General features: G+C 46.2%; 11 protein-coding genes. 7 read left to right on the top strand and 4 right to left on the bottom strand.

Annotation, left to right across the window (positions count from 1 at the left end; all coding sequences use genetic code 11):
• Window positions 1-6: 6 nt before the first annotated feature.
• Entirely contained in the window at window positions 7-1,797 is a 1,791-nt protein-coding gene (typA, locus tag AC2VDX_RS02890) for a translational GTPase TypA (RefSeq protein ID WP_378172710.1), read from the bottom strand.
• Window positions 1,798-2,133: 336 nt separating this feature from the next.
• On the opposite strand from typA, the gene AC2VDX_RS02885 reads away from it, so the two are divergent.
• The 3 genes from AC2VDX_RS02885 to AC2VDX_RS02875 are packed head-to-tail and all read left to right on the top strand — an operon-like array spanning window position 2,134 to window position 6,216.
• A complete protein-coding gene (locus AC2VDX_RS02885; RefSeq protein ID WP_378172712.1) occupies window positions 2,134-4,185 on the top strand; it encodes a PAS domain S-box protein in 2,052 nt (683 codons plus the stop codon).
• 40 nt (window positions 4,186-4,225) lie between these two features.
• Window positions 4,226-4,672 (top strand): response regulator, encoded by a 447-nt coding sequence (locus tag AC2VDX_RS02880; protein WP_378172715.1) that lies wholly within the window; start codon window positions 4,226-4,228, stop codon window positions 4,670-4,672.
• Window positions 4,669-6,216, top strand: coding sequence for a sensor histidine kinase (locus AC2VDX_RS02875; protein ID WP_378172717.1), 1,548 nt, complete (start codon window positions 4,669-4,671; stop codon window positions 6,214-6,216). Before AC2VDX_RS02880 ends, AC2VDX_RS02875 begins: the two co-directional genes overlap by 4 nt.
• Before the next feature lie 113 nt (window positions 6,217-6,329).
• On the opposite strand, the gene AC2VDX_RS02870 is transcribed toward AC2VDX_RS02875, so the two are convergent.
• Complete coding sequence (locus AC2VDX_RS02870; RefSeq protein WP_378172720.1) at window positions 6,330-6,479, bottom strand: hypothetical protein; 150 nt, start codon at window positions 6,477-6,479, stop codon at window positions 6,330-6,332.
• 54 nt (window positions 6,480-6,533) lie between these two features.
• On the opposite strand from AC2VDX_RS02870, the gene AC2VDX_RS02865 reads away from it, so the two are divergent.
• The 4 genes from AC2VDX_RS02865 to AC2VDX_RS02850 all read left to right on the top strand — a co-directional run bounded on the left by AC2VDX_RS02865 (window position 6,534) and on the right by AC2VDX_RS02850 (window position 11,614).
• Window positions 6,534-7,559 (top strand): serine/threonine protein kinase, encoded by a 1,026-nt coding sequence (locus tag AC2VDX_RS02865; RefSeq protein WP_378172723.1) that lies wholly within the window; start codon window positions 6,534-6,536, stop codon window positions 7,557-7,559.
• Between the two features lie 245 nt (window positions 7,560-7,804).
• On the top strand, window positions 7,805-8,461 hold the full coding sequence (locus AC2VDX_RS02860) for a hypothetical protein (RefSeq protein ID WP_378172725.1): 657 nt from the start codon (window positions 7,805-7,807) through the stop codon (window positions 8,459-8,461).
• A gap of 119 nt (window positions 8,462-8,580) precedes the next feature.
• On the top strand, window positions 8,581-9,153 hold the full coding sequence (locus tag AC2VDX_RS02855; protein ID WP_378172780.1) for an HD domain-containing protein: 573 nt from the start codon (window positions 8,581-8,583) through the stop codon (window positions 9,151-9,153).
• Window positions 9,154-9,637: 484 nt separating this feature from the next.
• Window positions 9,638-11,614: an AAA-like domain-containing protein gene (locus tag AC2VDX_RS02850; protein WP_486928091.1), complete on the top strand. Its 1,977-nt coding sequence runs from the start codon at window positions 9,638-9,640 to the stop codon at window positions 11,612-11,614.
• 65 nt (window positions 11,615-11,679) lie between these two features.
• Here the strand turns inward: AC2VDX_RS02850 and AC2VDX_RS02845 are convergent, their stop codons facing one another.
• Together AC2VDX_RS02845 and AC2VDX_RS02840 are read right to left on the bottom strand one after the other, a co-directional pair.
• Complete coding sequence (locus tag AC2VDX_RS02845) at window positions 11,680-12,747, bottom strand: hypothetical protein (protein ID WP_378172730.1); 1,068 nt, start codon at window positions 12,745-12,747, stop codon at window positions 11,680-11,682.
• Entirely contained in the window at window positions 12,744-14,297 is a 1,554-nt protein-coding gene (locus AC2VDX_RS02840; RefSeq protein ID WP_378172733.1) for a hypothetical protein, read from the bottom strand. Before AC2VDX_RS02840 ends, AC2VDX_RS02845 begins: the two co-directional genes overlap by 4 nt.
• Window positions 14,298-14,306 lie beyond the last annotated feature (9 nt).

Below are 14,306 nucleotides of genomic sequence, written 5' to 3'. Positions count from 1 at the left end.
AATAATTTACCGCTTCGCCAACTTCTTTGTCATCTTCCGCAGACGAATTGACTTAGGAGTGACTTCCACCAATTCATCTGAACCAATGTATTCCAAGGCACGCTCCAAGCTCATATCGATTGGCGCTTGCAACTGCACTAACTCATCACCGCCAGAAGCACGGTGGTTCGTCAGCTGCTTCGCCTTGCAGACATTGAGTTCCAAATCTTGAGAGCGATTGTGTTCGCCTACAATCATGCCTTTGTAAACCTTGGTGCCCGGAGTGATAAAGAATGCACCCCGATCCTCAGCATTCTTCATCGCGTAGAAGGTAGAAACACCTTCCTCAAATGAAATTAAGACACCGTTGCGGCGATTTTCCATATCGCTGCTGATGGGGCGATAGTCTAGGAAGCTGTGGTTCATAATCCCTTCGCCACGGGTGAGGCGCATAAATTCGCCCCGGAAGCCGATTAAACCACGGGCGGGAATTACAAATTCTAGTTGAGTGCGACCAGTGGCACTCATCTGCATATCTTGCATTTCGCCCTTGCGCTGTCCCAAACGCTCGATACAGCCACCACTGGCTTCTTGGGGGACATCCAGCACCAAACATTCGTAAGGTTCGCAGGGTTGACCGCTCACTTCGCGGTAAATCACTTGTGGCTGGGAAACTTGAAACTCATAGCCTTCCCGGCGCATGGTTTCAATCAAGATGCCGAGGTGGAGTTCGCCTCGACCGGAAACCAGTAATTTATCGGGAGAGTCGGTATCTTCGACGCGCAGGGCGACGTTAGTTTCGAGTTCGCGGAACAGGCGATCGCGTACTTGCCGCGATGTTACCATAGTCCCTTCCTGTCCGGCAAACGGCGAATCGTTCACCGAGAAGGTCATTTGCAAGGTAGGCTCATCCACCTTAATCAGCGGCAAAGCTTGCGGTTCGTTCGGGCAAGTAATTGTCTCGCCAATATTCGCATCGGCAAAACCAGCCACCGCTACAATATTTCCAGCGGAGGCTTCTTCCAAATCAATCCGCTTTAAGCCTTCAAACCCCATCAACTTCGAGACTTTGCCTTTGACGATGGCGCTGGTTTCTGTCACCAAAGCCACTTGTTGTCCCATCCGGATTGTGCCGTTATGGATTTTGCCAATCACAATCCGCCCCAGATATTCAGAATAATCCAGGGTAGTCACTTGCAGTTGTAGAGGCTTATTCGGATCGCCTACAGGTGGCGCGACATGGTGCAGAATTGCCTCAAACATGGGCTGCATATCCATGCTGTCGGATTCCAGGTTATTTTTGGCATAACCATTGATACCGGAGGCAAACAGATAAGGGAAATCGCACTGATCGTCATCTGCGCCCAGTTCCAAAAACAGATCCAATACTTTATCAATTGAGCCGTGGGGATCAGCTTGGGGACGATCGATTTTGTTGACGACAACGATGGGGCGCAGTCCTTTTTCTAAAGCTTTTTTCAGCACAAATCGCGTTTGGGGCATGGGGCCTTCATTGGCATCTACAATCAAGATGCAGCCATCTACCATGCCTAACACCCGCTCGACTTCGCCGCCAAAATCGGCGTGTCCGGGAGTATCGATAATATTGATCAGCGTCTCTTTATAGGTGACAGCTGTATTCTTTGCCAGAATTGTGATGCCTCGCTCCCGCTCTAGGGCATTGGAATCCATGACGCAATCAGGAACGTCTTCGCCTTCGCGGAAGATGCCAGATTGCTTGAGGAGGGCATCAACGAGGGTTGTTTTGCCGTGATCGACGTGGGCAATAATTGCGACGTTGCGAATAGGGAGCGTCATAGAAGCGTTCCAGAGAGGGTGTTGAGATTGAAATTGAAATAGATGTCTCTTGACTCACTTAACAGAATTTGGGATTTAACATGAATCCTGTAAAGAAGCCTTAACAATTCTAGCCTAATCGCCCGAAACATGACGCTAGTTTCAGGCATCCTTCATCTTTGCCTTTCTCGTGCGAGTGCGCGTCAGGCACAGACGTAACAGACGCTATTCGGTGCAATGATTGCGGTAGTAGTGTGAACCGAATCACTGCCCAGAAGTGCGATCGCCCTTAGCCTAATTGAAGACAAGAATTGGCGAGGCAAATATTATCACCAGCAACAACATGAGGGAGACTTCATGCCGGATTTTTTAAGAACCCTTTTGACTTCAGGAGGGTTTATTCCCCACGGACACTGCTATCTCTGGAAGCCAGATTTAGTTTGGCTTCATGTTACGTCGGATGCTTTGATTGCGCTGGCATATTATTCAATTCCATTCATGCTGGTCTATTTTGTCTGCAAAAGACGAGATGTGCCCTTTAACTGGATTTTTCTGATGTTTGGCAGCTTTATCATCGCCTGCGGCACCACTCATCTGATGGAAATATGGACGCTGTGGCATCCTACTTACTGGCTAGCGGGATGGATCAAAGCTTTTACCGCGATTGTCTCCCTCGGTACGGCGGTGCTGCTGGCAGAGTTGATTCCTAAAGTGCTGGTTCTCCCCAGTCCAGCACAACTGGAGGCGGCAAACCTAGCGCTGAGAAAGGAAGTGCTAGAACGTCAGCAAGTGGAGGAAGCATTGCAGCGAGCTTATGATGAACTAGAAATTCGGGTTCGGGAACGAACGGCAGAATTAACAACCATCAACGCATCGTTAGAAGCTGAAATTGCTGAACGTAAACAGGCGCAAGCAGCGCTACACGAACGAGAACAAGAACTCAAAGCGCTAATCGAAAATACTCCAGATATCATTTCACGGTTCGATCGGGATCTGCGTCATACCTATGTCAACTCAGCAGTGGAACTGGCAACAGGAGTACCGCCTGAGGTATTTATCGGCAAAACTAATCGAGAATTAGGGATGTCTGAGGATATCGTCTGCCATTGGGAAAGTGTTATCCGCCAAGTTGTTGAAACGGGCCAAGAGAAGGTTGTTGAATTTCAGTTTCCGACACCGAATGGGCTGAAATATTATCAATCTCGCCTCGTAGCAGAATTTACCAAAGACGGTTTAATCAATTCTGTACTAGGTATCGCGCGGGACATCACTGGACTGAAGCAGGCGGAGGAAGCGTTGCGGAACAGCGAACAGCGATTCCGTGCTACTTTCAATCAAGCCGCTGTCGGCATTGCACAGGTAGAAATGAATGGACAATGGCGACTGGTGAATCAAAAGCTTTGCGACATTACTGGTTACACTCGTGAGGAACTTTTAGAGCGAACTTTCCAAGATATTACTCACCCCGATGACCTCAATAGTAGCTGCGAACACGTCCGCCGATCGTTAGCGGGTGAGTTTTCGGCATACTCGCTGGAAAAGCGCTACATTCGCAAAGACGGCTCCCACATTTGGATTAATTTAACAGTATCGCTTGTCCGTAATTGTGCAGGTGAACCAAGGTACTTTATTGGCATTATTGAAGACATTAGCGATCGCAAACGTTTCGAGCAGGAAATTACACAACTCAATCAAGACTTGGAACGCCGGGTGGTTGAACGGACTGCACAACTCGAAGTCGCCAATCGGGAACTAGAAGCTTTTTCTTATTCTGTCTCCCACGATTTACGTGCGCCGCTGCGGAGTGTTGATGGCTTTAGTCAGGCACTTTTGGAGCGCTGCGCCGACACGCTGGATGAGAAAGGCAAACACTACCTGCATCGGATTCGTGCAAGCAGCCAGCGGATGGGAGAACTCATTGATGACCTGCTGGAGCTTTCACGGGTGACACGTACCGAGATGCGTAGCACCAAAGTTGATTTAAGCGCGATCGCTTCTCAGATTGCCACTGAGCTAAGACAGACGCAACCGGAACGACACGTTGAATTGGCGATCGCTCCCGGCATCGTTGCACAGGGGGATGCGCGGCTTTTACGAATAATTCTAGAGAATTTACTTCATAATGCCTGGAAATTTACGTCAAATCACGTATATGCTCACATCGAATTTGGCATCATACTACAGGCAGATTCTCAACCTGCCTATTTTGTACGTGACAACGGTGCTGGTTTTGACATGGCTTACACCAACAAATTGTTTGGAGCCTTTCAGCGCCTGCACTCGATGACTGAGTTCCCCGGAACTGGCATTGGACTGGCAACTGTCCAGCGAATTGTTCACCGCCACGGGGGTCGAGTATGGGCTGAAGGCGCAGTAGAACAAGGCGCAACTTTCTATTTCACGCTTTAGGGTGGGCAGAATTCAAACTTACTTCTAAACGGAAAATAAATTGAATAACCGACACATCCTATTGGTGGAAGATAATCCTGACGATGAAGAGCTTACCTTACTTGCTTTGGATCAAAGCGGTATTTCCTACAATATTGTAGTCGCCCATGATGGAGTAGAGGCACTAGATTATCTGTTTGGTACGGGTAGGTACGCTGACAGGGACATCAACAGACTACCAGCAGTTGTTCTCCTGGATATAAAAATGCCCAGAATTGATGGTTTAGAAGTGTTGCAACGACTGCGTGCCAACGACCGGACAAAACTCTTGCCAGTCGTTATTCTCACGACATCAACAGAAGAGCAAGACCTCCTCAACGGCTACAGCTTCGGTTGTAACAGTTACATCCGCAAACCCGTAGATTATGTACAATTTATGACAGCAGTAAGGCAGTTGGGAGTCTACTGGCTACTTTTAAATGAAGCCCCGCCGCTGCTAGGAATATGATGAATCGACCGCTGCGAGTTCTCATAGTCGAAGACTTAGAAGATGATGCTGAATTACTGCTGAATGAACTAGAGCGCGGTGGTTACGAGCCGGTCTACGAACGGGTAGATACAGCGGCTGCCATGAATGCAGCACTGGATAAACAGCATTGGGATATTGTCATTGCAGATTACTCAATGCCCAATTTTAGCGCTCCCGCTGCTTTAACTTTGTTGAAGAACAAAGAGCTAGATTTACCATTTATTATTGTTTCCGGCAACATTGGTGAGGATGTTGCAGTCGCTGCGATGAAAGCTGGAGCGTCTGACTACCTGATGAAAGGCAAGCTGGCGCGATTAATTCCCGCAGTTGAACGCGAGTTGCGCGAAGCAGTTGAGCGGCGCAAACGGCGCGAAGCAGAACAAGCTTTACGTGAGAATGAAGAACGCTTCCGCTTACTTATCGAAAATGCATTAGACATCATCGCCGTTCTAGATACTGACGGCACTGTATATTACAATAGCCCATCCGTTGAGAAGGTTTTAGGTTACAAACCGGAAGAGTTAGTTAGCAAAAACTTCTGCGATTTTGTTCATCCCGAAGATGTAGCAGAGGTTCTTTATACCCTAAATCAAGCAGTTGAGAAACCAAATATTACCCTATCTATAGAATTTAAAGTTCAGCATCAAAATGGCTCTTGGCAAATCTTGGAAGCCATTTGCAACAATTTTATCCCCCAGTCAGGAATCGCTAGAGTTGTTGTTAACTGCCGGGACATTACGGAACGGAAGCGAACAGAAGAAGTTCGCATTGCTTTGGAAAAAGAAAAAGAACTGAACGAAGATAAATTTTACTTTGTTTCGATGATGGCTCATGAGTTTCGCAATCCACTCAACACAGTCCTTATGTCTGCCGAACTTCTCGAACATTACAGCTATAAAACGACTGAAGAGCAAAAAACTTCATACTTCAATCGCATTCGCTTGGCTGCTAAACATATGACGCAGTTGTTAGAGGATGTTTTGACAATTAGTAGAGCAGAAATTGGAGAATTAGAGATTAACTTAGAGCATTTTAATTTAAAACAATTTTGCCACGATCTGGTGGAAGAAATTCAATTTACGGCTGGCAAGGAACACGCGCTCACTTTTGTCAGTAAATCGGAATGTACCCAGGCGTATATGGATCAAAAATTACTGTGGCATATTCTGACGAATTTGCTCTCGAATGCAATTAAATATTCACCTCAAGGCGGCACTGTCCAGCTTGAACTTTCTTGTCAAAATGGACAGGCAACTATCCAAATTAAAGATGAAGGAATTGGCATTCCTCCAATCGACCAAGAACAACTATTTGAAGTGTTTCATCGAGCCAAAAATGTTGGCAAGATTCCCGGTACGGGGCTGGGATTATCAATTGTCAAAAAATTCGTGGATTTGCACGGCGGTCAGATTGCCGTTAATAGTGAAGTTGGGGTAGGCACCACTTTTACAGTGTTGCTGCCATTGAACAGTCAGATGTCAACCGAGGGGTTAGACGATGCGAGTGCGTATTTCGTCAGCTAAGCTGTCATGTTACCTAACTCCCAATTCCATTCCCTGGGAGGAAAGGGGGCAATTATATTTTTATTTTTTTGTAGGAAATCCTTTGGACGAGGGGTTAACCGAAAAATCAGGACTTACGCAACTTGCGCGACATCTGAGGGCAACCACAGGGGGATTGAACCCGAAAAAACGCTATATGTATAAGCTTTGCGTAAGTCCTGAAATGTTGTAAGGAAGCGATCGCTTGTATTTGTCTTCCCAATATAGTACAATTGTACTAACATAATACCTCTTCAGACCGCGCCAAAATCGATACAAGCGCAAGGGAGTCAGAAATAATGGCTTGGAATCCTGGGCAGAAGTTGCAAAACGGCAAGTACACTATTGAAAAAGTGCTAGGACAAGGTGGTTTTGGGATCGCGCATTTGGTTAAAAACAAAAAAGGCAATTTGCTGGTCATCAAAACCCTCAAACACTTTCTGCAACACCAACACGACTTCGACAAATTTCAACAGGATTTCCTGAATGAAGCGGTGCGGTTAGCCAAATTCAATCATCCTCATATCGTGAAAATTGATGAAGTCATTCAAGAGGATGGACTGTGGTGCATTGTGATGGAATATATTGCTGGAGAGAGTCTAGCCCATCGAGTTTGGCGGAAAGGGGCAATGCCCGAAACGGAAGCATGGCGCTACATTCAGCAGATAGGTGACGCCCTGACGCTGGTTCACAACAATGGTTTACTGCATCGGGATGTCAAGCCACTCAACATCATGCTGCGCTCTTGTAAAAATGCTGATGTTGTGACTTCTGAGATGGAGGGCGTCTTTGAAGCGGTTCTGGTTGACTTTGGCATTGCCCGCGAGTTTACCCCAGATATCACCCAAACGCAGACAGAATTTTGCTCCAGCGGCTTTGCACCGATTGAGCAGTATGACTGGCGCTCAAAACGGGGTGCTTACACTGATGTTTATTCTTTGGCGGCGACGCTATATACCTTATTAACCGCCCAAGTACCTACGCCTTCTCCGATGAGAGCGTATGGGATGCAACTAATACCACCCAAACAAATTAATTCGCTCCTCGGCGATCGCACAAATTACGCTATTGTCAAAGGTATGGCTTTAAAACCAGAAGATCGCCCTCAGTCAGTGCAGGAATGGCTGGCATTGTTGGGAATCTTACCACCCAGAAATGCTAATGCCAGTCCTCTTGTCCAATTGCAGGAGCGATTGCGTGAAGCGCAAGAAAATAAATTAAAAGGTAGTGACGAGTGGCGGGAGCGATTCCGAAAGGCGCAAGAAGACAGATTAAAAGATAATCATAATTGGCGCGATCGCTTGCGAAAAGCTTGTCAAAAGTGATGAACAGAGGATGGCTCTGATAGCCGAATCTTGAAGTTGTCAGATCGGGATGCGATCGCTTCCTGAAACTCATTGCAGCCAAGTTCTGCATCCTCTAGACCGTGGGGAACTTAGAGCGATCGTGGCGTCAGACTCAGGTAAGAGTGAGAAGGTAAGGCTGCTAATTTTTGTTCTTTCACCCTATTCTGGGATGAAAGGGCAGCTTTTTATGAGTAAATACCTAATGCAAAAAAAATTCTAAAGACATGGTGAAACGGTCTCACCGAATGATGTTGATGGGTGCCTATATTTTTGCTGGTTTACTGTTTACTAAACCAACACAGGCATTAGTTTTTCCTCAGCGCTTGCCAAATCCGCTGGTAGTACCAGCAAGCATTTTTCTGAGCGCTCAGCCTTATTCACCTTCACAGGTTTTAGAAAATATACCACCCGAATTGCGTCCGGAGCCAACCTTGGAGGATTTTAATGCCGATATTTGTCAGGATATTCCTATCGGCGTTGGCATTCCAGGATTTCAACCAGGAGTACATAATAACGTTGTCCAACGAATCCTCGGCAATCCCAGCGTAACGACTAAAGGCTACTGGCCTAATACTCGTGCAATATCATATCAATTAATACCAGATCAGGTGAGCCTGGGTTTTTTATTTGATAAAACTTCTGGACTCATACGCCAAACCGAAGCATCTTTTGCCCAATGGGTGAATACCAAGATCGTGCTGGTGACGTTGAATAGTATGTTGGGTTGCCAGCTCAACGACACCATCAAGCAGGGTTTACAACAGGTGCAGCAGCGTCAGTCTCCCAAATTCTTTTTTTCGCTAGAGTCCCTTCAGGGAGTGATTGAGCGAGATCGGCGCGATCGCGTTTATATTGGCATTTGGGAGGCAGGCTTACACTAAAGATGGGTAGTTGGGAATTAGTAATTGGTAATTCATTATGGGTGATTCGTGATTAGTCAGTAGCCACCAACTAAGAACTAAAAACTATTGATCGTTACCCATTACCCAAAATTAAAATGATTCTCTCACAACGCTTTACAGATGCCCTCACCTTTGCTACCACGCTGCACGCGAACCAAATTCGCAAAGGTTCAGGTGTTCCTTATATTTCCCATTTACTTGGCGTCACCAGTATTGCCTTAGAGCATGGGGCGAATGAAGATGAAGCGATCGCTGCCCTACTCCATGATGCCATCGAAGACCAAGGCGGTGCCGCAATCCGAGAAGAAATTCGCCGTCGGTTTGGAGATACGGTGACGGAAATTGTCAACGGTTGTACCGATGCTGACACGACACCCAAACCACCCTGGCGACAACGCAAAGAAGCTTATATTGCCCACATTCCGACTGCTTCAACCTCGGTGCGGCTTGTCTCAGCAGCCGATAAACTCCACAATGCCCGCTCGATTTTGACTGATTATCACATTGTAGGCGAGGCAGTTTGGGAACGCTTTCAAGGAGGCAGAGAAGGAACGCTTTGGTATTATCGCTCTTTGGTTGTCGCATTTCGCCAAGCCGGTTCATCACCGCTCATTGATGAGTTAGACAGGGTGGTTTTAGAACTGGAGGAGTTGGTAGACAAGGTTGCTTAGGATCGTGTCATCACCCTGGTAAGAAGCTAAATGCTTCTATGCGATCGCGCAGGATTGCAACCTCCTTTCTGAGCAAGGACGCCCTAATTCCTGCGCTCGACATCTTGACTACAGGAAAATGCAGTTACAGGATTTGCAGGTTTGTTACTTCCAGGACTTACGCAAAGCTTATACATATAGCGTTTTTTCGGGTTCAATCCCCCTGTGGTTGCCCTTACTATGTGGTGATGTTTGCGTAAGTCCTGTCTATTATAAAAACAGATAAGTAGGTGGGATTAATTATTTGTAGTAGTGGTTACGCGATCGCTAACCCGTGCAGATGTTGGGTTTCAAGAGCGTTTTCCATTCCCTACGAAAATCTTCAATTTAATTGCATCCGCATAATTACCACAAAACTTATTTATTTTCATTGGTAAAAAGTAGGAAAAGTTGGAAAATTAAGATAGAATTTTTCAGTTTAGGAACCGAACATTCTGGAAATAACTTGCTATATGCACTCTACGTCAAAAGATGCGATCGCATGAATGTAGATGAAGTTCTGGAAGCTGTAGAACAAGTTCTGCTTTCTCGGCAACTCAATCACCTTGAGCGATTAATTCTGCGTCAGTCGTGGCTGGGGCACGATTATAGCGAGATGGCACGGGATTCTGCTTACAGTATCCCCCACCTCAAAGAAGTTGGCTCCCAGTTGTGGCAGGATCTCTCAGCGGTACTAGGGCAGAGAGTAACGAAAAAAAATCTGAATTTACTCCTCAACCAGTACCAGCAAAACCGGACTCTTGAGCAGATTGGCACAGCGCCGCGCCAGTTGCCAACTTCTACAAGAACCCCAGAAAATTTTCCAGCCCCCCTCACTGCGACTGAGATCAAATTTCCCAGCGGTGGTGTGCCGCTAGATTCCCCGCTTTACATCAATCTCCCCTCGATTGAAGAACTCGCCTGCACTGAAATTACCCAACCTCAATGCCTGCTGTGGATCAACGCACCTAAGCAGATGGGGAAAAGTTCGCTACTTAACCGAATTCTTGCTGGCGCGACAGCTGTTGGCTACAAAACCGTCTACTTGGACTTTCAAGAAGCCGAAGAAGCGATTTTTGCTTCCTTCGATAAATTTTTGCGCTGGTTCTGTGCCAATGTCAGCAGGCAGTTGAACCTCAATCCCATGCTAGACGATTATTGGGATGAGGATATGGGCAGCAAGGTGAGTTGCAAAATCTATTTTGAGAGTTATCTGCTCAAGCAACTTAACACTCCCGTAGTCTTGGCTTTGAATGAAGTCAATCGGGTTTTTGAGCATCCCAACATTGCCCAAGACTTTCTGGGGATGCTGCGATTTTGGCACGAACAGGCACAACAAGTTGAAATTTGGCAAAAACTTCGCCTGGTGGTAATTTACGCGCCGGAAGGCTATCTTTCGCTCAAGCTGAATCAATCCCCCTTCAACGTTGGGCTATCCATTCGCTTGCCACAGTTTACAAGCGAGCAGGTGCAGGATTTGGCAGTTCGCTATGGACTTAATTGGACTGATGACGAAATCCAGAAACTGATGGCAATGGTGGGAGGACATCCCTATCTAGTCAGCGTGGCGCTTTATTACTTGTGTCGGAAAGAGATGACTTTGGAGGAGTTATTACTTTTCAGCCCTACATTAGGTGGGGTATACAGTCATCATCTGCGGGATTATTTGGCGATCCTCCGAGAGCAGCCACCATTGGCATCGGCATTGCAACAGGTTGTTACTGCTAATGGAAGCGTGCGATTAGAAGCGATCGCTGCCCATAAGTTAGAAAGCATGGGATTGGTTCAACTGGATGGAAATCAGGTTCGCGTCAGCTGCGAGTTGTATCGTCTCTATTTTCGCCAACAGTTAGGAAAGGAAAATGAAACTGACGTGCTTCTAAAGCAGTTAGAGCAAGAAAAACAAAACTTTCAGGATTTATACAATATTATTGATGAAGTCACCCACTTGGCTAATCGGCGTTACTTCAACCAATATCTAGAAACCAAGTGGCAGCAGCTTCTGGGAGAGATTTTACCGCTGTCTCTCATTTTATGCGATGTCGATTATTTCAATTTTTACACCAATATTCGCGGAAATTTAGCTGGTGATGCCAGTTTAGAGCGAATCGCTAGGACTACCCGTCAGTGCGTGGCGGATCGAGCTGCTCTAGTTGCACGTTATGGGGTTACAGAGTTTGCTGTGCTTTTGCCCCAAACTCATGCTGATGTGGCGATTTTACTCGCAGAAAATATTCGACAGAGCATCAAAGCTTTAGCCATCGCCCACGATCATTCCAATTTCGATGGATTTCCTGCTGATGTTCTCACAGTCAGTTTAGGGGTGGCAACGATAACGCCTAGCCCTCAAATCTCTCCAGCGATACTGATTGCGACAGCTGAGGAAGCCCTCTTGCAGTCAAAACGACAAGGGCGCGATCGCGTAAGCATCTGCTGCTCTTAACTCTACTTTAGCCCCGATGGAAGGAAGGCGATCGCCATTTGGGCGATGAAAAACAGTTCCGATGTTTACACCACGTATTCACCATAAATTAATCCGTTAGCTCGCAAAGTTTCTCCTTGCAGAGAAAGGCTGATTTCAGCGTTGCCTGTGACTTCCTCAATAAAGGTGTATTGCCGACTTTGATTGTCGGGCACTACTAGCTCTGTCATCGCATCAAAATGTACGGAAAGCAATAATTGGTCTTGTTCGTCGGCGGCTTCTACCTGCAACCTTTGAGGATATTTTAATTTGCGATCGCCAAACAGTGACGCCATAGTTCCAGGCAGACGCAAAGGTAAAACTGGCGACTCAGACCAATGCCAATTAATGCTTAAGTTAGCACCCAGAAAAACTTTAGATAAGTTGTTACCCAAATAAATAAAGATGTAGGGCAAGCCGCCCACAGAGTGATCTTTATTAGTACGTTGGTCTAAAATCAGCGCGATTTTCCTACCGTCATTACAAGTAGCAAAAACCACAAACCACTCCCAACCAATATCTTCACCCCAACGAAAGCGACCAAAATTGCGATCGTGATAGCAAAACCAATCCTGATGGATATTAAAACGCTGTCCGCATACTGATAATTCTCCCATTACCTTTAGACCGGGCACTAAGCCCCATCCGATAAACCCGCTACCGAAAGGCGAATCCTCCGTCACTAATAGAGGCATTGCTTGGGCCTCCCCTTGAAAGCGTATAAATAGCTGCGCCCTTTCGTCTTGCACTTCTATTACTGAGTGCTTGCCGTTAATTTCTAAATAGATACCTTTTCCTTGCAAACGCAATGGATGACGACACACCATGTCTTGTTGCCATTCCAAGGAAAAGGTGGTTGCGAAGGTAGCCAAAGGAGTATCTGGTTGGTGTTGTTGCGTAATCTGTTCTGAGGGGAGATTTACTATGAAGCTAACTTGAATCTCTCCTTGCTGCGGTCTGCCAATCATTGTCATATTGACCAGCACTCGCAGTCCACTTTGAATATCTATCAAAATAAAGTGGTACCAATCCTTCCAGTCTAGGGGTGAAAAGAGGTCATTTAGGGGGATGCGTAAATCTTCTACACGGGCTATTAGTTGTTCGTTAATGCTCATCGCTGTATCGAGCCTTTTGCCCCAATAACATCCTCAAAATCGATCTGGGGTGGAGGCATTTCTACGGGTGATGGTGCTTTGGTAGCGATCGCTTCCACTGTAGCCGCAATCCTAGGCGATACCAACGCCAGTCCTAAAACAACGCCAGTAAACCAGCGTTCTGCATCCATGCCCAAGGATGCCACGACTTCTGCCGCCGCATCCGACACCGATGTATCAACTTTGGGCTGACTGACATTTAATTCGGTTGGTACCAAACTCCACAGCCACTGTTCCCCTAAATAAAGCAAACCACCTTGCCCCATCTGAGTGCCAACACAAGCATGATAACTAGATGCCGCTTCCTGAGTGATAGCTAACCAACGGGGAACTTGAGCTGCTGAGAAAGCGAGTACCCCATTATCAAAGAAACTTGTCTGCTTTAGCTGTGCCAGTATGCTACCAGCATCGGTTTGAGCGTATTTGTCGCCTTGTCGGCACAGCAGGAGCAATAATTCTACCACCAGCCAACGAGCCGGGAGCGTAGCTAAACACGCTAGTGCGGGGAACAAAGTTTTAGTTGCTGCGGTAGCGCGATTCCACACAGCGGATTTCTCTCTTGACGAACCGCTTTCTAAGGTAGCTTTTGAGAGAGATGCTTCACCAGAGGTTAAATCTTTCAAATTGATGGTAATTCTTGGCGAGATTAGCGCCAGTCCTAAAAGGATGCCTGCAAACCAGCGTTCGGCAGATCCTCCTAGTTTGAAAACAAAATTTGCTAAAAAAGGAACAGATATTTCTGCTTTTTTGCGATCTACTGCTATATCCTCTGGAACCAAACTTAACAGCCATTGCTCCCAAAGATATAGCAAACTCTGATTGCTTAAGATTGCATTCGTACTTTTGAGGCTATCGGCGATCCAGTTAGGAATTTGAGCGAATGCAAAAGCGATGATTCCATTTTGAAAGAAGGGAGTGGTTTTAAGTTGATTGAGTAACTGTGCGCCTGATTCTGTTTGGGCGTATTCCTCTCCTGTTTGACACAAAATTATTAAAATTTCAGCTAATAGCCGACGAGATGGAATTTTATCTAAATCTATCAAACCTGACAATAAACCAAAGATTGCGGCTGGCGCTTGATTTCGGGTATCCGACAATTGAGAAGTGAAGGGCAAAGTGACTGGCAAGGAGACTTCGACAGCTTGAGGTTTATCTTGTTTCTGTACTGATGACAAAATTTTTAGTTCAATCGGAATAGCTTCTTCTTGAATTGCCGGAAAGCGTAACCAACTCTTGAGATGTTGCCCAGGTTGCAGAAGAAAAGGAATTGAAAGTGTTATTGTTTGGTTGACTTTATTTCCTTGACATAGATAAAGATATGAGGGTTCGATCCGGCTAGATAGAGAGATAATCTGACCGTCATCTAATATCCAATCATCCAAGGTAAGACGGAACAATAAAGTTTCAGCTATCTGGCTATGAAGTAACACCCGTAGAACCAGGGTTGCACCTGGATAAACTTTGATATTTAAGTGAGGAGAACTTTGTAGGACGGTTGGGTGTTCGCTCATTATTTTTTT

Source organism: Coleofasciculus sp. H7-1 (genome assembly GCF_057473865.1).
Note: the sequence above shows the minus strand (reverse complement) of the source record. Positions and strands in the feature narration are given on the sequence as shown.